This window comes from Neoluteolibacter marinus (assembly GCF_014904755.1).
Taxonomy (GTDB): domain Bacteria; phylum Verrucomicrobiota; class Verrucomicrobiia; order Verrucomicrobiales; family Akkermansiaceae; genus Haloferula; species Haloferula marina.
The window spans coordinates 1-18,131 of sequence record NZ_JACZFQ010000021.1 but is presented as its reverse complement, the minus strand read 5'-3'; the positions used below and the strand labels follow the sequence as shown (position 1 = coordinate 18,131).

General features: G+C 65.2%; 14 protein-coding genes and 1 tRNA gene. 10 read left to right on the top strand and 5 right to left on the bottom strand.

Annotation, left to right across the window (positions count from 1 at the left end):
• Window positions 1-2: 2 nt before the first annotated feature.
• Complete coding sequence (locus IG178_RS05225) at window positions 3-659, bottom strand: 3-keto-disaccharide hydrolase (RefSeq protein ID WP_193211471.1); 657 nt, start codon at window positions 657-659, stop codon at window positions 3-5.
• A 165-nt stretch (window positions 660-824) separates the two neighbouring features.
• On the opposite strand from IG178_RS05225, the gene IG178_RS05220 reads away from it, so the two are divergent.
• Window positions 825-1,436 (top strand): HNH endonuclease, encoded by a 612-nt coding sequence (locus tag IG178_RS05220; protein WP_193211470.1) that lies wholly within the window; start codon window positions 825-827, stop codon window positions 1,434-1,436.
• Between the two features lie 3 nt (window positions 1,437-1,439).
• On the opposite strand, the gene IG178_RS05215 is transcribed toward IG178_RS05220, so the two are convergent.
• Window positions 1,440-2,228, bottom strand: a complete 789-nt coding sequence (locus IG178_RS05215; RefSeq protein WP_193211469.1) for an MlaE family ABC transporter permease — start codon at window positions 2,226-2,228, stop codon at window positions 1,440-1,442.
• 126 nt (window positions 2,229-2,354) lie between these two features.
• Here IG178_RS05215 and IG178_RS05210 point away from each other — a divergent pair, with 126 nt between their 5' ends.
• The 6 genes from IG178_RS05210 to IG178_RS05185 are packed head-to-tail and all read left to right on the top strand — an operon-like array spanning window position 2,355 to window position 14,189.
• Window positions 2,355-3,362: an AAA family ATPase gene (locus tag IG178_RS05210; protein ID WP_193211468.1), complete on the top strand. Its 1,008-nt coding sequence runs from the start codon at window positions 2,355-2,357 to the stop codon at window positions 3,360-3,362.
• A 5-nt stretch (window positions 3,363-3,367) separates the two neighbouring features.
• The gene (locus IG178_RS05205) at window positions 3,368-4,300 is read left to right on the top strand and encodes a DUF58 domain-containing protein (protein WP_193211467.1); all 933 of its coding nucleotides are present in this window, start codon (window positions 3,368-3,370) and stop codon (window positions 4,298-4,300) included.
• Window positions 4,301-7,126, top strand: coding sequence for a PA14 domain-containing protein (locus tag IG178_RS05200; RefSeq protein ID WP_193211466.1), 2,826 nt, complete (start codon window positions 4,301-4,303; stop codon window positions 7,124-7,126).
• A gap of 5 nt (window positions 7,127-7,131) precedes the next feature.
• A complete protein-coding gene (locus IG178_RS05195; protein ID WP_193211465.1) occupies window positions 7,132-9,543 on the top strand; it encodes a hypothetical protein in 2,412 nt (803 codons plus the stop codon).
• Window positions 9,544-9,561: 18 nt separating this feature from the next.
• Complete coding sequence (locus tag IG178_RS05190; protein WP_193211464.1) at window positions 9,562-13,125, top strand: DUF4175 family protein; 3,564 nt, start codon at window positions 9,562-9,564, stop codon at window positions 13,123-13,125.
• 5 nt (window positions 13,126-13,130) lie between these two features.
• Window positions 13,131-14,189: a prenyltransferase/squalene oxidase repeat-containing protein gene (locus tag IG178_RS05185; protein ID WP_193211463.1), complete on the top strand. Its 1,059-nt coding sequence runs from the start codon at window positions 13,131-13,133 to the stop codon at window positions 14,187-14,189.
• Window positions 14,190-14,196: 7 nt separating this feature from the next.
• On the opposite strand, the gene IG178_RS05180 is transcribed toward IG178_RS05185, so the two are convergent.
• A complete protein-coding gene (locus IG178_RS05180) occupies window positions 14,197-14,826 on the bottom strand; it encodes an FHA domain-containing protein (protein ID WP_193211462.1) in 630 nt (209 codons plus the stop codon).
• Window positions 14,827-14,970: 144 nt separating this feature from the next.
• Here IG178_RS05180 and IG178_RS05175 point away from each other — a divergent pair, with 144 nt between their 5' ends.
• Entirely contained in the window at window positions 14,971-15,288 is a 318-nt protein-coding gene (locus tag IG178_RS05175; RefSeq protein WP_193211461.1) for a bactofilin family protein, read from the top strand.
• A gap of 38 nt (window positions 15,289-15,326) precedes the next feature.
• Here IG178_RS05175 and rarD read toward each other — a convergent pair whose 3' ends face one another.
• Window positions 15,327-16,214: an EamA family transporter RarD gene (rarD, locus tag IG178_RS05170; protein ID WP_193211460.1), complete on the bottom strand. Its 888-nt coding sequence runs from the start codon at window positions 16,212-16,214 to the stop codon at window positions 15,327-15,329.
• On the bottom strand, window positions 16,211-16,828 hold the full coding sequence (locus IG178_RS05165) for an LON peptidase substrate-binding domain-containing protein (RefSeq protein WP_193211459.1): 618 nt from the start codon (window positions 16,826-16,828) through the stop codon (window positions 16,211-16,213). The genes rarD and IG178_RS05165 overlap by 4 nt, the downstream gene beginning before the upstream one ends.
• Window positions 16,829-16,991: 163 nt before the next feature.
• On the opposite strand from IG178_RS05165, the gene IG178_RS05160 reads away from it, so the two are divergent.
• Together IG178_RS05160 and IG178_RS05155 are read left to right on the top strand one after the other, a co-directional pair.
• Window positions 16,992-17,858: a M28 family peptidase gene (locus IG178_RS05160; RefSeq protein WP_193211458.1), complete on the top strand. Its 867-nt coding sequence runs from the start codon at window positions 16,992-16,994 to the stop codon at window positions 17,856-17,858.
• Window positions 17,859-17,936: 78 nt separating this feature from the next.
• Window positions 17,937-18,009 (top strand) — tRNA-Ala (locus tag IG178_RS05155).
• The last annotated feature ends 122 nt before the right edge of the window (window positions 18,010-18,131 follow it).

Here is an 18,131-nt window from a genome sequence, read left to right as displayed (position 1 = left end):
GATCAGAGCTCCTTGATCCGGAGATTGCGCCAGCGGACCTTGCAGGATTTGCCGGAATGAACCTGAAGGGCGAAGAAGCCTTCCGGGGTGAATTCCTTGGCCTCGTCGGTGTAATCGACGCGCTCCTTCCCGTTGAGCCAGATCCGGATGTGCTTGCCCTCGCAAACGATGCGGATCTCGTTCCAGTCCTCCCACTTGATCAGCTTCCCGCCTTGCTTGGTGAAGGCCGCCTCGGCCGCCTTGTCACCGCTCTTCGGCTGCAGCCAACCGCGGCGCGCCTCGTCGTAGAGTCCGGCGGTCCAGGCCCGTGCCTTGCCGTTGTCATGCTCGCACTGGTAGCCGTAAACCCTGCCGTCCTGACCGTCCTTTTGCAGGCCGCGGAACATCATGCCGGAGTTCCCGCTCAAGTCGTCGAACTTCATCTCGAAGCGGAAATCGAAATCCTTGTAGGTCTTTTCGGTCCGCAGAAAGGTGTTCGACTTCACATTCTCGCCGAAGCCGACGATCTGCCCGTCCTCGATCCGGTACTCGCCGTTGCCATTGACCTTCTTCCAGCCGGTGAGGTCCTTGCCGTTGAAGAGGTCGGTGAATCCAGGCTCCGCGGCGTAACCGAGGTTCAGGGTGAGGAAGAGGGCGGCGATGGTGCTTTGGAGTTTCATGAAGTTGTCCGACAAGTTTGGGTCCAAGTCGGGCCGGTGCAAGAGAGAAGTCCGTGGGTCCCGGCGCTGAAGCCCTGTTGGTTCCCGTAATTTCCGCCACTCCAAGCTTTTCCTTGCGACAGGCGGCGTTCCTGCTAGCTTCCGCGGCAATTGCTGGGAAAAGGCATGGTAGCGCATCTCGACTATCCCGTCCTCGTCCTCAACCGGTTCTGGCAACCGGTGCAAACCTGCTCCGTCAGGCGTGCCCTCAAGCTCTTGTTCCTGGGGCATGCCCAGGTGGTGCAAACGGAGGGTGAGGAACGCTTCCGGACCCACGATCTGGGTTCGTGGGTGGAGCATTCTTCCATGGAGATGGTCGAGGAAATGATCCACACCGTCCGGGTGGCACTGAGGGTTCCCAAGATCATCGTGCTCTCGCTTTACGAGAAGCTGCCGCGGATGGAGGTGCGCTTCACGCGCCGCAATGTGTTCCTCCGCGACAAACACACCTGCCAGTATTGCGCGAAGATTTTCACAGAGTCGGAGCTGAATCTCGACCACGTCCTGCCCCGGGACAAGGGAGGGCGCACGACCTGGGAGAACATCGTCACGTCGTGCATCCGCTGCAACACGCGCAAGGCGAACAAGCTGACCCACGAAGCGAACATGCATCCGCTCCGCAAGCCGTCGGCGCCGCGCTGGCGGCCGATGTTCGGGATGCGCGAAAATTCCCCGTCGCACGAAAGCTGGGGGCATTTCATCGATCCCGACCCGTCGTCGGTGAGGTTGTCCGCGTGAGCGTCAACCGCGGTGTAGGCCAGCCGGGAACACGATGTTCATCAGCAGGGTCAGGAAGAAGTTGAAGACCAGGATCGCGAGCGCGGAAAAGACCATCGCCCGGGTGGTGCTGCGGCCGACCCCGACTGCTCCGCCGCTGGCCTTCATGCCCTGGTGGCAGGAGATCGTCACGATCAGAAGGCCGAACACCATGCCCTTGATCAGGGCGATGGTGATGTCGCTGAGGTCGGTGAACTTCCCCATCTGGTTCATCCAATAGGCTTCGTTCACACCGAAGGGTCCGGTTCCAACGATCACCGAGGCGATGATCCCGAATGCCGCCGACTCGCCGATGAGGAGCGGCATCGCCACCAACATGGCGATCACCCGCGGGGTGACCAGGTAGTCGACCGGGTGGACGCTCATCGATCGCAGCGCATCGACCTGTTCGGTGACTTTCATGGTGCCGATCTCCGCGGCCATCGCGGCACCCACGCGGCCGGCCAGCATCAGGGCGGTGACGGAAGGCCCGAGCTCCCGCAGCATCGCGACGCTCACCAAGGCACCGGCGCCGGTTTCCATGTTGAGCATGCTGAACTGGAACAGCGACTGGGCGGCCAGAACGGCACCCGTGAACGCTCCGGTCACGATCACGACCGGCTGGGAACGGTGACCGATCTCGACGATCTGCTGCATGACAATGCGCCAGCGGATCTTGCCTTTGACGAAGGACTCGAAGATGTCGCCAATGAGGATCGAGACCTCCCCGAGATACTGGAGGAAGCCGGTCACCAAGCCGCCAAGGAGCCTCATGAAACCCACGCCGAAGAGCCTAACCGGCCACCCGTGGATTGGCGAGTACCGCGACAGCGGGAAAAACTTCGGAACGCGTTTGATTCGATGCAACTTGATGGAAGGGCCGGGCGTATGCCCGGGATCATGAGCAACGACGACAAGGCGGCGGTCGAAAAACTCCACGCGACCTACGGGCGGATGAAAGAGGAACTCGGGCGCGTCATCGTCGGGCAGGAGCAGGTGGTCGAGCAGGCGCTGATGGCCATCTTCTGCCGGGGGCATGCGCTGCTTGTCGGCGTGCCGGGACTGGCCAAGACACTGCTGGTTTCCACCCTGTCGCGGGCGCTCGATCTCGGCTACAAGCGGATCCAGTTCACCCCCGATCTGATGCCCGCGGACATCACGGGCACGGACGTCCTCGAGGTCGATCCGGAAACCGGCCGCCGTGGGTTCCGCTTCGTGCATGGACCGATTTTCTCCAACCTGGTGCTTGCCGATGAAATCAACCGGACGCCCCCCAAGACCCAGGCGGCCCTGTTGGAGGCGATGCAGGAGCATCACGTCACCGTCGGCGAACACACCTTGCACTTGCCGGAACCGTTCTTCGTCCTCGCCACCCAGAACCCGATCGAACAGGAGGGAACCTACCCGCTCCCCGAGGCCCAGCTGGATCGCTTCCTCTTCAACATCGTGGTGGACTATCCCGGCGAAGAGGAAGAGCGCGAGATCATCCGCCGCGTCACCAGCCCGGGCTCCGCGGAAATCACCCCGTTGATGAATGCCGAGGAAATCCTCCGCATGCAGGAAGTGGTGAAGCGGGTCCCGGTCGGTGATCACGTCATCGATTTCGCCGCGAAGATCGCCCGTGCGACTCGGCCGAAGGATGCCTCGGCGCCGGACTTTGTGAAAGAGATGGTCGGCTGGGGTGCCGGGCCCCGGGCGGGCATCTGCCTGATTTCCGCGGCCAAGGCCCACGCCGTGTTGCGAGGCCGCTTCCACGCGACCACCGGCGATGTTGCGGCGGTGGCCACTCCGGTGCTCCGCCACCGGGTGCTAACGACCTTCAACGCCGAGGCGGCAGGCGTCACCAGCGACGACGTCATCCAGCGCCTGATCAAGACCCTCGCCCCGCGCGAAGAGCTCGTCGTTTGATCCCCATGTCCGGTGATTCGCTGAAGCTGCCCGAGTGCATGCGGCTCCTCCCGCCGGAGACGATGGGCGTGATGCGCCGGCTCGAGTGGTATGCCCGGAGACGGATGCAAGGCACCTTGACCGGGCGGCACACGTCGCCGGACAAGGGCTTCTCGGTCGAGTTCGCCGAGCACCGCCAGTACGTCCCTGGCGACGATCCGAAGAACCTGGACTGGCGGGTGATGGCGAAAAGCGATCACAACGTGATCCGCCAGTACATCGAGGAGACCAACCTCCGCGCGACCCTCGCGATCGATGTCTCGGGATCGATGAACTACACCGGCGACCACGCGGCCAGGTCGGGGGAGACGGTGCTTTCGAAGCTCGAATACGCCAAGCACCTCGCCGCCGCGCTGGCCTACCTCTTCGTCAAGCAGGGCGACGGCGCCGGCCTAGTGACCTTTGACAAGACCGTGCGGAGCTTCATCCGCAGCGGCAGCCGCCCGAGCCAGGTGCGGCGCATCCTGGACGAACTCCACGACACCAAAGCCGGGGAGGATACCGACGTGGGCGGCGTCCTGCACGGCGTGGCGGAGCGTATTCCGAGGCGTGGCCTGGTGATCCTGATCAGCGACCTCTTCGACGACCCGGACAAGATCATCGAGGCGCTTCATCACTTCGACTTCCGCCAGCATGAGCTGGTGGTCTTCCATCTCCTCGCCGAGGAAGAGCTGACTTTCCCGTTCAAGAATTTCCAGCGTTTCCGCGATCTCGAGGGCGTCGAGGCGATGCTGCGGATCGATCCCCAGGCGATCCGGGCCGCCTACCTCGAGAAGATCCGCGACTTCGTGAAGAAGATCGACGGTGCCTGCGGGAAGCTCCGGGCCGACTACGTGGCGGTGAACACCAAAACCCCGCTGCGGGATACCCTGTTGCGCTACCTGGGAGGCCGGAAGTAGATGCTGTTCCTCAATCCATGGTTGCTTGCCGGATTGGCGGGAGTGGCGATCCCGATCATCATCCATCTGGTCAGGCGGCAGGCGGCGAAACCGATTGACTGGGGCGCCATGCGCTTCCTCTTCGACACGGTGGCGATGAGGCGGCGCAAGATGGAGTGGGAGGACCTGCTCCTCATGGCGGCCCGCTGTTTGCTGTTAGGCTTGGTCGCCCTCGCCGTGGCACGGCCTTTCGTGCCGCCGGATTCTTCGGTTCCATGGCTGTTCGTGTTGCCGGCGGCTCTTGTCGGGATCGCGCTGGCCGGCGGCTCAGTCGTGCTGTCCGGGAAGGTTCGCTGGCTGTTGCGGGCGGTGGCGTTGTTGCTGCTTCTGGGCGCCGCCGCGCTGGTGATGTTCGAGCGCAACCTCAACTTGAAACGTTTCGAGGCCAGCGGTCGCCGGGACGTGGCGCTGGTGATCGACGCCTCGGCTTCGATGGAACTTTCCCGGGACGGCAAGACGGTGTTTGCCCACGCGGTCGAAGAGGCCAAGGAACTGGTGAAGGAAGCTCCCCGCGGGACGGCCTTCCTCGTGATCCTCGGTGGACCGGCCCCGGAGGCGGTAACGGCGTCGCCGTTGACGCACCGGGCCGACGTGCTGGGAGTCCTCGACGGGCTGAGGCCGGTGGGGGGAACCTTCCGGGCCCATGAAGCGCTGGGCATGGCGACGCTCGGACTGGCTGAAGGTACCAGCGCCACCAAGGAGATCGTTGTTTTCACAGATGCCCAGCGCGGTGGCTGGCGATTCGACAATCCGAATGCCTGGGACGGTCTGGAAGAAGCCTGGTCGGCCCTGCCGTCGAAGCCGAAGCTTCTGCTGCGTGATTTCGGCGTGCCGGCCGTGCTGCGCAACGTCGCGATTGCCGGGATCGAGGTGTCGCGCCGTGTGGTCGGCACCGACCGCGAGGTCACGCTGCGGGTGCTGGTGGAGAACACCGGAACCGAAGCGGTCACCCCGGGGCCGGTGAGCCTGGAAATTGCCGGCGAGCAGGTGGCGGAGAAGCCGGTGGGATTGTTGGTGGCGGGACAGCAGGAAACCGTCGAGTTCCAGTATCGATTCCGGAAGCCCGGACCGCAGGTGATTTCCGCCCGGATGGAGAGTGGCGATGACCTGAGGACCGACGACCGGGCCGAGCGGGTGGTCGATGTGCGCAGCAAGCTGCCGGTGTTGCTGGTTGACGGCAATCCGGCCGGCTCGTTCTTCGAGCGGGCATCGGGGTATGCGGCGCTGGCGCTCGCGCCTTCGGTGGAAGTTCGCCGCGGCAAGGATGCGGGCGCGGATTTCCTGATGGATCCGGAGGTGATCCCCGCACCGGAGTTGAAGCCGGAAGATCTCGAGGACCGGGCGGTGGTCGTGCTCGCGGACGTGCCGCGTTTGCCTGAGCGGATTTCGACGAAGCTCGCGGGGATGGTTGGCGACGGGGCCGGCTTGCTGGTGATCGCCGGTCCACGGACCGATGCCGGTTTCTACAACGAGTGGAAGGGAGGCGATGGTCTGCTGTTGCCGATGACGCTCGGTGAAATGGCAGTCAGCGAGGACGGCGTTTCACCCGCTTCGGCGACCTTCCTCCACGAGGCGGTCTCGATCTTCAAGGACGGCAAGTCGACGGACATCGACTCGGCCAAGGTCCGGCAGTGGTGGAAGCTCGGGGCGGCCGGGGGCGGCGTCCAAGCGGCAGCTTTTCTCAATGGCGACACGTTCCTCGCCGCCAGAGGTTATGGCAACGGGCGTTGCATGCTCGCCACCTGTGCTTTCGATGCCCGGTCCGGGAATTTGCCGGCGTTGAAAACCTTCGTGCCGCTGGTTCACGAACTGGTCGCGTGGACGGCAGGTCATGGTGCCGATCTCAATGTCGAGGCGGCGTGGAGCCCGGCGGTGGATCTCCACGGCGCATCCGGCGGCCTGACCGGTAGCTACTACAAGAATCCCGAGTGGCGCGGCCGACCGGCCTTGGTCAGGGTCGATCCGGGCATCGATTTCCGTTGGGAGGGTAGTGGCCCGGACAAACGACTGGGCCGGGACCGCTTCTCCGTCGAGTGGCGGGGTCAGCTGATACCGCCCGCCAGCGGGGAGTTCGAGCTGTTCGCGGAGGTCGATGACACCATCGAGGTGAAGATCGGCGACCACACCACCTTGCGGGCCGAGTACGGCAACAAGAACCTCGGCAAGGTGATGTTGGAGGAAGGCAAACCAGTGGAGTTCCGAGCGAAATACCGGGAGGATGGCGGCGACGCCCGGATCCAGTTGTTCTGGCAGCCGCCCGGTGGCAAGCGGCACCTGATTCCCGGCTACGCCTTCCGGGCGGAACCGCTGGAGACCGCGGAGCCGATGCGGGTGATGGATCCGGACGGGTTGCCGCGCGAAGCGTCGCTGAGGCCGGCACGGCGTGGGCGCGAGCTGGCGATCAGCGGACCGGCCGTGCCCGGGATCTATCAGGTGAGCGCCGACGAGGGTCTCCGCGATTTGATGGCCCTGCCTGAAAAGGCGGTTCTGCCGGTCGCGGTGATCCGGGATCCGGTGGAGAGTCATTTCGAGCCGAGGTCGGAGGATGACCTCGCGTTGGTTCGGGGTCATGTCGATCTTCTCCAGCCGGGCTCGGTCGAGGACATGATCGGGGTGCTGCAGGGCAAGGGCTTCGGTCGCGAGATCTGGAAGCTGCTGGCGGTGGCGGCGTTTGTCTTGTTCTTGTTGGAAAGCGTTTTGTCCCGATGGGTTTCGCGCTCCAGGCGGAGCGCCGAGAACGTAAGGGTGGATTTCGGCGACGATGCGGTGTGGGCCGGCAGGAGATGACGACGATGAAGCATTTGATCCGAATCCCGATCGTTTTCCTGGTCCTGTGGGGCGTTCTCACCGGCTTGGGATCGATCGTGCGTCTCACCCCGGACCGGCCGGTTTGGGGAATCGCCGTCGGCGGTGCCCTGGCCATCGAGGCGATCCTCTTGCTCTATCGGTACGAGTCCGGCGCCGTCGCTCCCCGCCGGGCACGGTGGATGGTGGCCTGGCGCTTGGCGGCCTTGGCAGTCCTCGGGTGGATCCTCATCGAGCCGGTGTGGGTCCGCATGGTCGAGCGGGAGCCGCAACGCGAGGTCGTGGTGGTGCTGGACGATTCGGCGTCGATGCATCTGACCGACGACGGTGCCGCGGCCTCCCGGATGGATCTGGGCAAGGCCGGACTGGAGGTGTCGGGAATTCTCGACCGGATCGGCGAAACGATGAAGGTCCGCACAGTGCTGGCGGCCCGCAGCATCCGTGAGGACGGCGAGTCGAAGGCGGCGGGTTGGAACGATGCGACGGACCTGGCGTCTGCCCTCGGGACGGTTCTTGAGCAAGTGCCGCCGGACAGCCTGGCGGGAGTGATCATGGTCAGCGACGGCCGTCATAACCGGCCGGGACACGTCGAGGACGTGGCGCGGCGCTTCGGCATCCTCGACGCTCCGGTGGGCATCATCGCCAGCGGCAGTGTCGAGCCGCCCAAGGATGCCTCCATCCTGGAAGTGAAAGCTCCGGAGGCAATCCATCTTGGCGACCGGATGAGGGTTGCCGCGGCCCTGAAGTTCGATGGCTACAAGGGCAAGCAAGCGAAGGTCCGCCTGATGCGGGATGGAAAGCTGCTCGAGGAGCGGGTGGTGCAGGTGCCGCAGGATCACCATCGCGAGGAAGTCCGGTTCGTGACCGTGCCCGAGGAAGGGGGCGTCGGGGGATTCCGCATCGAGATCGACGGCCTTGAGGGCGAGCGGTTCGCCGACAACAACGGCTGGGATTTCGAGACGTCGATCACCGATGCTCGCACCAATGTCCTGATCGTCGAGGGCACCCCGCGCTGGGAATTCCGCTATCTCCGGAACCTCTTCTACGGGCGCGACAAGTCGGTGCATCTCCAGTACGTGCTCCTGCATCCCGATCGCATCGCGGGGCAGGAGGAAGAGGAGATCCCGGCTTCGGCTTCGCGTCCTTTCGGCGAGGCCCAGGCGACGCGATTGCCTGCGACGGCCGAAGAATGGCGGAAGTTCGACGTGATCATCCTCGGTGACATCGAGCCGGATGCGATCGACGAGGCGACCTGGGAAATCATCGCGGGCTGCGTGAAGGAGCGGGCGGCCATGCTGGTGATGGTCGCGGGGCCGCAGTTCATGCCGCACGGCCTCACTTCCGTGGCGGGGCGGGAGCTGGTTCCGGTCGAGGGTTACGAGGGACGTCGTAGTTTTTATTCGGCGGGCGGGGAGCCGTTCCGCATTTCCCTGACATCCGAGGGCCGGGCGCACCCGGTGACGCAGCAGTCGAGCGGGGAGACCGAGAACGCCGCGGTGTGGGCCGGGTTTCCCGAGTTGCGCTGGCGCCAGCCGATCGCGGGCTTGAAGGAGGGGGCGGAAGTGCTGTTGACGGCGGACGATGGCCGTGGTCCGGGACAGGTGACCGGGGGGCGGGATCTGGGCGAGGCGCTGGATGCGATGGTCAAGCGCCGCGAGCAGGAGGCCAAGTCCGCGTTGCTGGTCACGCGCCAGTCCGGCAAGGGCAAGGTGGCGTTGTTGCTGACGGATCGCACCTGGCGTCTGCGGGAGGGCGCCGGGGACCTCTATCATCATCGCTTTTGGGGAAACCTCGTGCGTTGGGGTGCCGGGCCGGTGCTGCGGGCGGGCGCTTCCCGCGTCCGCCTGGGGACGGACCAGTTGACCTACACGGCCGATGACAAGATCACCGTGACGGCGCGTTTGAGGGACTCCGAGCTGAGTCCCGTCGAATCCACCGACTTGACCGCCGAACTCGTCCGCGACGGGCAGGTCTTGACGAGCGTGGCGATGTCGGCGGTCGAGAACTCGAGCGGCTTGTATGAAGCGGTGATGGAGCCCTTGGCGGATGCCGGTCGCTACGAGATCCGTCTACAGGGGGCGGAGGTGGCCCGTCTGACGGCCGAGGACGGGGCCAACGGGGTGAGCGTCGGACTTCGGGTCGTGGGTTCCCGAGGTCCGGTGGAACTGGCCGAGACCACGCTCAACCGGGGCTTGCTGGACACGGTGGCGCAGCTTTCCGGCGGCAAGGTGGTGACGCCGGACGCCGCGGCGGAATTGGCGGGATTGTTTTTCAAGGATGGCAATGCGCGGACGGAATTGCGCGAGACCCCGCTGTGGGACAATGGCTGGGTGCTCGGGTTGTTCGCGATCCTGCTGACGGCGGAATGGGTGACCAGAAGAGGGGGCGGGCTCCCGTAGAACTATCGACTTGAACTCATGAACTCGGACCAATCAAGACAGGAGATCGGACGCCGGCTCGCCGGGGTCAGGCGCCGCATCCGGCGGGCCCAGTTGCTTCGCGGCGGTCTGCTGGTGGCTACGGTCGCGTTGGGCGGCTTGCTGGTGATGATGGCCGCCGATCATTTCATGGCGCCGCTGCCCGGGGCGGCACGCTGGGCGATGTTCACGGCCTGGGTGCTGGGAGTGGGTGCGGCCCTCTTCGCGGGAATCAAGCCGGTCACGAGGAAGATCGGCCTGGTCCAGGTGGCTCGCTGGATCGAGGGGCGGCATCCGGAGATCGAGGAGCGGATGAGCACGATCCTGGAAATCCGCGATGCGAACAGCGGGGCTTCGGCGGGGTTGTTGGATGAACTCGCACGTGCGGCGGGTGCGGACATCGAGCAGGTCGATGCACGGACGGAGATCAAGGCCGCGGGGGCGGGGCGCCGGTGGGCGCGGCCGGCCATGGCGCTGGCGGCCTTGCTGCTGGCCTTGTTCGTGATCTGGCCCGGGGAAGCGGCACGCCTGGCGGTTCGCGCCGTGGCGCCCTTCAGCGACCTGGGGAACGCGGCCGCGGTCCGGTTCACGGTGATGCCGGGAGACGTCGAGTTGCTGGAAGGCGACGGGGTCTCGATCGAGGTGGCCTACGAAGGGCGGGAGCAGGACCTTGAGCTGGTGATGGACTTCGACGATGGCAGCCAGGTGACGCAGCCCCTGTTGAAATCGGGCGAGGCCTGGAGCTACCGGATGGACCCGGTGCGGCAGGGCTTCCGCTATCGTGCCCGGGCGGGGCGGGGTGAGAGCGATGCATTCCGGGTGACTTCCTGGCCGATGCCGGCCGTGGTCGATCCCCGGGTCGAGCTGACCCTGCCCGAATACACCGGACAGCCAAAGCAGGAGCGGGCGCTGGGACGCGGGGTGGAAGCGATCCGCGGCACCAAGGTGACCTTGTCCGGCAAGCTCAACACGGCGATCGAAGCGGCGTGGATCGAAGTCGGAGGCAAGCGTCTGGCCGACGGCAACGTCGAGCGCTCGGCCGGCGGTGGCCGGGTCAGCCTGGGTTGGACAATGGAAGCGGGGGAATCCGGGGAAGCGGTGGTTTGGCTGAAGCATCGCCTGGGACGTGAGGTCGATGCCTTGCGCTTTCCCTATCGTGTCCTCGATGACCTGCCGCCCTTGGTCCGGTGGCTGAAGCCGGTTGCGAAGGAATTGCGGGTCCGGCCGGACGAAGTACTGGCTCTCTCGTATGAAGTGACGGAGGACCACGGTGTCGCGGCATTGCAGATCGAGGTGAAGACCGGAGGGAAGCAGCCGTTCCGGCTGGGGAGGGATTTGCCGGAGAAAGTTGCGGGGAGTGCGACGCCGGCCCGCTATCGTGGGAACACGGAGGTCGCATTGGGCGAATTGCTGGAGGAACTGCCCGGCGCTTGGGAAATCCGCATGCGGGTTCGTGCCGAAGACGGACGTCCCGCGGACCTGGACGGCCCGGGGGTCGGTCATTCCGAGTGGCTGCTGGTGCGGATCGACAAGAATGCGGAGTCGCTTGCCCGGCAGGAATTGCGGGTCGAACACGAAGAGGCCAGGGAAACCATCGAGGCGGCGATCCGCGCCACGCGCGAGGCCCGCGAGCGGATGGATTGGCATCGGGGCGAGATGCGAAACGAGGCGTTGAGCAAGGACGCCGAGAAGCATTTCGCCGAAGCTCGCGAGAAGCTGGCGGATGCGGAGGCGGATCTGAAGGAGCTGGCCGGGAGAATGGAGGAAAGCGTGCACGCCTCGAAGGCGGAGCAAGTACGACAGGCTTCGGAGGAAGTGGCGAAGGCCCGTGAGGACCTCGAGAGTGCGCCATTGCAGGACGATCAGGAACAACGGGAAGGCAAATTGGATCAAGCACGCAACGAGGCCGAGGCCGCGGTAAAGGGCTTGGAGGAAGTGCGGAACCAGATGGATCGCGAGAAGCAGCGCATCGAGGAACTCGCGCGCTTCCTCGAGCTCGCGCAGCAGCAAACGGAGCTGGCCCGCCAGGCGGATCAGATGGCGGAGGCATCCCCGGACGAAGCGGTTCCGCAGGACTGGAAGGATCTCCAGAAGGCGATGGAGGAAGCTCTCCGGCAGCAGTTGCGCGAGCAGCCGCAAGCCCGCGCCGAGGCCTTGGAGGCCCAGGCGGAAGAGGCCCGCGAGCTTGCGGCCGAGGCTCGCCAGTTGAGCGAGGAACAGCAGCGCTTGGCGGAGCAGGCCAAGGCGATGCCGGTGAACGCTGCCGAGCCACCACCTGCAGCCGACGGCCTCCGTGAGGCATTGGCGCAAGAACAGCAGAGGATCGCCGAGGCGACGGCCGGGCAGTTGGCCGAAGCGCGGCAGGAGCGTAGCAAGGCGGCGGATCTCTTGCCGCAAGCGGTCGCTGAGACCGGGGAGGCGAGTGAAGCTTTGTCGCGAGGGGACGACCAAGCGGCCGCGAAGTCGGCCAAGGAGGCGGTGCAGGCTTTACGCGACGCGGTTGCGGATTCTCCCGAGCAAGGAAGTCCGGAACAAGGAAGTACGGAGCAAGGAAGCACGGAGCAAGGAAGCACGGAGCAAGGAAGCCCGGAGCAAGGAAGCCCGGAGCAAGGAGGCCCGGAGCAAGGAAGCCCGGAACAAGGAAGCCCGGAACAAGGAAGCCCGGAACAAGGAAGCCCGGAACAAGGAAGCCCGGAACAAGGAATCCAGAGTGCCGCTCAAGCGGGGATGGAACACCCGTCAGATGACGTGGAGGAGTCGCGGAAAGCGCAGGTCGAGGCGTTGGCCCGGCGACAAGAGCAGGTCGCCGGGGCCTTGGAGGCTCTTGCACAAGGAAAGAACCAGGAGGCGCTCCAGGCCCTTGAATCGATGCAGGCGGAGCAGGCGGCAGCGTTGGCGGAGGCGGTCGCCGGATTGCCGCAGGTGGAAGGATCGGGAGCCATGAATGAGGCCCGGGATTCGTCCAGCCAAGGAAGCCAGCAGGCGCAGGCCGCCGCGGAGCAGGGCAGCCAGGGGAAATCGCAGGAGGCGGCGGGCCAGCATCAGCAGGCGGCCGGGAGCCTGCAGCGGAGTGCCGATGCCCTGAACCGGGCGGCCGACGAATTCCAGCGGGGTGCCGAGCAAGCCCGGGGACAGCAGGCGGATCCGAACCGGGCGCCGGTTTCGCCGGCCGATCTGGCGGAGGCTTTCCAAGCGGCGTCGCGTGCGTCCCGGCAGGCTCAAGCCGCGCAGGCTGCCGGGCAGGCGTCACAGGCCGCCGAGGCGATGTCGAGGGCCGCCCAAGCAGCCCGCCAGAGCATGCAGGGCCAATCGAAACCCGGGCAGCCGGGCCCGCCGGGGCCCCCGGGAGGTCCTCCGGGGCAGCGTCCGGACGAGGGCCCGCGGCAGCGCGAGGCCGACCCGGGGGTGCCCCCGGAGCTGGCGAAACTGGGAATCAGTGCGGCGGATTGGGAGAAGATCCAGGCGACCCTCAAGTCGGACGTCGGTGCCGCGGCTGGCGCCGGAGTGCCCGAGGAATACCGCGGGTTGGTGAGGGACTACTTCGATGCGATGACCAAGGAATGAAAAGGGTGCTTTCCATCATCCGCGGCCTGATGCCGGTAATCGGCATCACCGGGCTCGCGACGGCCCAGCAACCGGCAGACGAGGTGTTCGCCGAGTGGCGCGACCGGGTCGACCCGTCGGTCGAACTGGCTCTGGACTATCTGGCACGGGTGCAACACGAGGATGGCACCTTTCCCGAGAGCTACGGGGATTCGACCGGCATCCCCGCGCTGGCGGGCATGGCCTTCCTTTCAAAGGGACACCTGCCGACCGAAGGCGCCCATGCCGACACCTTGAACCGCTGCATTGATTTCGTCCTGGCGAACCAACGGGACAGCGGCTTGTTCGAGAAAGGGAATGCCGGCAGCGGCCCGATGTATGCTCACAACATCTCGACCTTGTTTCTCTCGGAAGTCAGCGGAATGGTCGATCCCGGGCGGCAGGAGAAGATCGCGGCGGCATTGCCGGGGGCGCTGGAGCTGATCCTCAAGGCGCAAGCGGTCAAGAAGGACGAGCGGCACCAGGGCGGCTGGCGCTATCATCCGGGTTCGCACGACAGCGACACGTCGTGCAGCGGATGGGCGTTGATGGCCCTGCGTTCGGCCAAGTTGAACGGGGCGGCGGTCCCGGACCAGGCGATCGCCGATGCCGTTGCCTACCTGCGTCGCCATCAGGACGAAAAGGAGGGGTCCTTCGGCTACACCAACCGCGCGGAGCATGCGCGGTCCCTCACCGGGATGGGCCTGCTATGCCTGGAGCTGTGCGGCGCGCACGGAACCCCGGAAACGGTGCAAGCGGCCGACTATGTGATGAAGACCTTCCGCGACCTGCCGGGGGACCAGTTCGAGTTCTACGGCAACTATTACAACGCCCAGGGAACCTTCCAGATCGGCGGTCGCTACTGGAGCGAATACGCGAACTGGATGTACGAGACCTATGTCAAGAAGCAGTCCGAGGACGGCTCATGGAACAGCCGCGAGGCCGGCCGCATCTACGGCACCACGATGATGGTACTCGCGTTCACCGTGCCCTACCGGCAGTTGCCGATCTACCAGCGCGACGAGACCGTCGACGAAGTCGAATAGACCATGGTTATTCGGCCGGCTCCGCCGCGGGTTCTGCGGGAGCTTCCTCGGTGGCCGGGGAGCCTTTTTTGGCAATCGCTTCGATCAGCGACTTGCCGTCGTTCTCCTGCGAATAGCGGATGTAGAGGCCCGCGAAAAAAGCGCCGGCGGAAAGCAGCATGAACAGCAGCACCATGCCGAAATTGGCGGCTGCGCTCGGTTGTTGCATCGCGGAACCCAGCGGCCGGTGGACGGCGGGGCCGGGACGGGCGGCCACCCGCTTGGACGGAGGACCGGTGTATTCCTCGCGGACGATGGGCGATTCCTCCATCGGCTTCTCGCGCGACAGGGCCTCGCGCTCGTCCTCGGTCAGCGTGAAATCGAAGGCTACGTCGCCGATCCGCACGGACAGGCCGTGGCGCAGCGGGATGATCTCGCGGGCCACGCCGTCGAGCTTGATCCCGTTGGTCGATCCGAGGTCGCGCAGCTGGTAGCCGCCCTCGATGCGCTCCATCACGGCGTGGCGCACAGATACCGATCCGCAGTCGATGACGATGTCATTTTCACTGCCCCGGCCCATGTTGACCTTCATGCGGTCCAGCTGGAAACGATAGGGTTGCGGGGTGCGCTCGGGGACGGTGATGGTGACGCGTGGCATGGAAATGTTTGACGTGAACTGCGAGGCGTTTCTAGCGGAGAATCAGCGCGATCTGCACGGAAAAACTGGGTCAGGTGCCGGAATGCCGGGTGACGGGGGAATCGGATTGCCAAGCCGCCCGGGCTCTGCTGAATTTCCTCCGCCATGGCCAATGCTACCAACGTCCTCGCCAGCGGGATCGAAATCACCGGTTCCATCCGCTTTTCCAACGACATGATCATCGACGGGAAGATCGAAGGTGAGATCATTTCCGAAAAGGGCCGGGTGACCATCGGCGAAAACGCGATGATCAAGGGCAACGTGACCGCCGGCGACGTCAAGGTGTTCGGCAAGGTGGAAGGCAAGATCACTTCCGAGCGCTGCGAGCTGAAGACCAAGTCCCGCCTCGATGGTGACATCAAGGCAAAGAATTTCTCGATGGAAGAAGGCGCCCAGCTTTCCGGCCGCACCGAGATCGGTTGAACGGCCATCGCGTCGTCATTTTGTGAAGGCCGCCTCGTTCAGGCGGCCTTTTGCGTTTCCGGGGGACGACGCAGGGCGTTGGCCGCGTAGATCGCGACGGCCGCCCAGATCAGCGAGAACGAAGCGAGGCGAAGCGGGCTCATCGCTTCGCCGTAGAACTTCCAGCCGATCAGGAACTGCAAGGTTGGTGCGAGGAACTGGAGGATTCCCAGGGTGGTCAGCGAAATGGTGCGGGCGGCGTGGCCGAAACAAAGCAGCGGTGTGGCGGTGGCGAGCCCGGTGCAAAGGATCAGCGCCGCCCTCGGGACGGATCCGCCGAAGATGACGGCGCCTTGGGACTCTTGCCAGAGCAGCCAAACCAAGCCGACCGGGGCCAGCATCAAGGTTTCCGCACCGAGTCCGGCGAGGGCACCGAGCGGCGCCTTCTTTCTCACCACCGCATAAAGCGAGAAGCTCAGGGCGAGGACCAGGGCGACCCACGGGATGCCCTTCACTGCCGGCAGTTGGCATGCCACCCCGGCGATGGCGACCGCGACGGCGGTCAGTTGGAGGCGATTCTGGCGTTCCCCGAAGAAGAGCGCCCCGGCCAACATGTTGAGGAAGGGATTCAGGTAGTAGCCCAGGGCACTTTCGATGATCCGGCCATTCAGGGTGGCCCAGACGTAGAGGAGCCAGTTTCCCGCCAGCAGGGTGCCGGAAAGCAGGTGCCAGCCGCCACCGCGTCGCGGCGCGAGGCTCCGGAAGAGTTCTCCCAGTTGCCGCCGTCCGGCCAGCACCGGCAGGAGGAGCAGCAGCGACCAAAGCGTGCGGTGGGCAATGATCGAGGCTGGGGGGATGAAGGACAGCGACTTCCAGAAAATGGGAAGGATACCCCACAGGAAAAACGCCGCCACCGCGCTCAACACCCCGTTGCGTGATTCGTTCACTGCAGTGAGCCGGACTCGAAGCGTTTGCAGATCCACGCCACCCGGGCGGCAGCGGATTCCATCTCCAGCAGAACCTGCCGTTCGTCCGGGTCGTGGAGAAATTGCTGGGCGATGACATCGGCCAGGATCGATGGATCATCGATCTGCGTCGTCATCGCGCTGAGCGTCTCGCGGACATCCGACGGCAAGTCCCGGGTGACGGCCTCGGCCGCTTCGTGGAGCGCTTCCAGCGCCGCTCTGGCCTGGCTTTCCGGCTCGAAGAGCGAGGGGATGGGTTCGATCCGCGCCTTCGGGTAGGGGGATTCCAGCCACTCGATGAAACGCACCCGGATCACGCCGTGGACGAGGAGATTCGAGGTTCCGTCATCGAGCTCCCGCGAGGCCCGCACCAGGCTCATGGTGCCCACCGGCGCGCTGCAGCGTGAGAAATCGCTGGTTTCCTTTCCGATCAGCCGTCCGACCGAAAAGAAGCAGGTGTCGTGCAGCGCTTCGTCGAGCATCATCCGGTAACGCGGCTCGAATATATGCAGGGGCAGTCCGCCGTGGGGAAACAAGGTGCAGTCGGGCAGCAGCATCACACCGCAGGTCTGGGGAATGTTCAGCGATGACGGCATCGACGCAAGGGAGGCGCGGGTGGGGCGGGGTGCAATCCTAAAATCCCGGGACCTTGGCGGAGCCGGAGCCATTTCGGGCCTTGCGTGGCGACGCCGCTTGGCGGACGGATGGCGCGTGTCCAACGCATCTCCACCGTCCCGCCGGATCGCCATGTTTCTCTGGATGCTACCACTTTGGCTGGTCATCTCCGCCTGTCTCGGGATGTGGCTGTATTTCGACCGTCAGTCGAGGGATCGCGACGTCGAGCAGATCCGCTTCGCCACCGGGGTGAACGAGGCGGGCTTGAAAGACGACGTGGGGAAGTTTCTGACCTTCGTCGGCGAACGTCACACCTCCAGCGGGGCAGGGGTGCAGGGGCTCACGCGGGCAGCGGCCATGATCGAAGGTGCCCTGGGGCCCGGCAACGCCGGCTACCGGGTCGAGCGGATCCAAGGGCCCGCAACCCCGTCCGGGCGGTGGCCGATCCTGATGGTGACCTTGCGGGGCTGGAACGACGAGGCTGCCCCGCTGTGGGTGATTGCCGGCTATGATGCGCGGCCCGGATCGCTGGGCGCCGAGCTGGATGCCAGCGGGACGGCCAGTGTGATGGCGGCGGCAAGCTCTCTGGCCACGGCCAAGCCAGAGCGGCCGGTCGTGTTTGCCTTCCTGCCCCACGCCTACGATCCGGAGAGCCCCTTGCTCGAGACCTTCGAGCTTTTCAGCCAGCGTGCTCGATCCGCCTCGGAGGTGCTGGTCGTCGAGTCGATGGGGGCCGCCCCGTCCCTGGTGATCAGCTCCCGAGAGGCGGAGAGCCGGGTGTTCCGCTCCGTCGGCGAGCTGGGCGAGATTTCTTCGGCCGAGTCGATTTGCCTGGAGGACGATTTCGATCTTTCGTCGACCCTTTTCGAGGTCGGCCTGCCCGCCGTCCGGGTCGCAACCCGGCCGGTGGTGAAGGCGGACGAAGTCGACAACAAGGCCCCGGAGGCCGCCGTCCATGCCGCCGCGACGAAAGCGCTGGTGTCCCTCATCGAAAGACTTTCGAATTCCTGACAAAAACCTCTTGCACGCGTCCGGTCCATCTCCTACCAAACGCCCGCACGCGACCGGTAACGGTCGCAACGCCGTAACGGGGGATTAGCTCAGTTGGTAGAGCACTTGCATGGCATGCAAGGGGTCAGCGGTTCGAATCCGCTATCCTCCACGGCTGTTGACTGCCAATCAGTTTCGGTTGCTGAGATGCAACGGATTTTTGGACCGTTTGTTGGTTAGTTGATCGAGTTCAGATCGGCTTCGAACTGGGCCGGGGTGCGGTAGCCGAGGGAC

Coding starts and splice junctions, on each gene's coding strand:
- IG178_RS05225 (WP_193211471.1), bottom strand. CDS start 659: ATGAAACTCCAAAGCACCATCGCCGCCCTCTTCCTCACCCTGAACCTC.
- IG178_RS05220 (WP_193211470.1), top strand. CDS start 825: ATGGTAGCGCATCTCGACTATCCCGTCCTCGTCCTCAACCGGTTCTGG.
- IG178_RS05215 (WP_193211469.1), bottom strand. CDS start 2,228: ATGAGGCTCCTTGGCGGCTTGGTGACCGGCTTCCTCCAGTATCTCGGG.
- IG178_RS05210 (WP_193211468.1), top strand. CDS start 2,355: ATGAGCAACGACGACAAGGCGGCGGTCGAAAAACTCCACGCGACCTAC.
- IG178_RS05205 (WP_193211467.1), top strand. CDS start 3,368: ATGTCCGGTGATTCGCTGAAGCTGCCCGAGTGCATGCGGCTCCTCCCG.
- IG178_RS05200 (WP_193211466.1), top strand. CDS start 4,301: ATGCTGTTCCTCAATCCATGGTTGCTTGCCGGATTGGCGGGAGTGGCG.
- IG178_RS05195 (WP_193211465.1), top strand. CDS start 7,132: ATGAAGCATTTGATCCGAATCCCGATCGTTTTCCTGGTCCTGTGGGGC.
- IG178_RS05190 (WP_193211464.1), top strand. CDS start 9,562: ATGAACTCGGACCAATCAAGACAGGAGATCGGACGCCGGCTCGCCGGG.
- IG178_RS05180 (WP_193211462.1), bottom strand. CDS start 14,826: ATGCCACGCGTCACCATCACCGTCCCCGAGCGCACCCCGCAACCCTAT.
- IG178_RS05175 (WP_193211461.1), top strand. CDS start 14,971: ATGGCCAATGCTACCAACGTCCTCGCCAGCGGGATCGAAATCACCGGT.
- IG178_RS05165 (WP_193211459.1), bottom strand. CDS start 16,828: ATGCCGTCATCGCTGAACATTCCCCAGACCTGCGGTGTGATGCTGCTG.
- IG178_RS05160 (WP_193211458.1), top strand. CDS start 16,992: ATGCTACCACTTTGGCTGGTCATCTCCGCCTGTCTCGGGATGTGGCTG.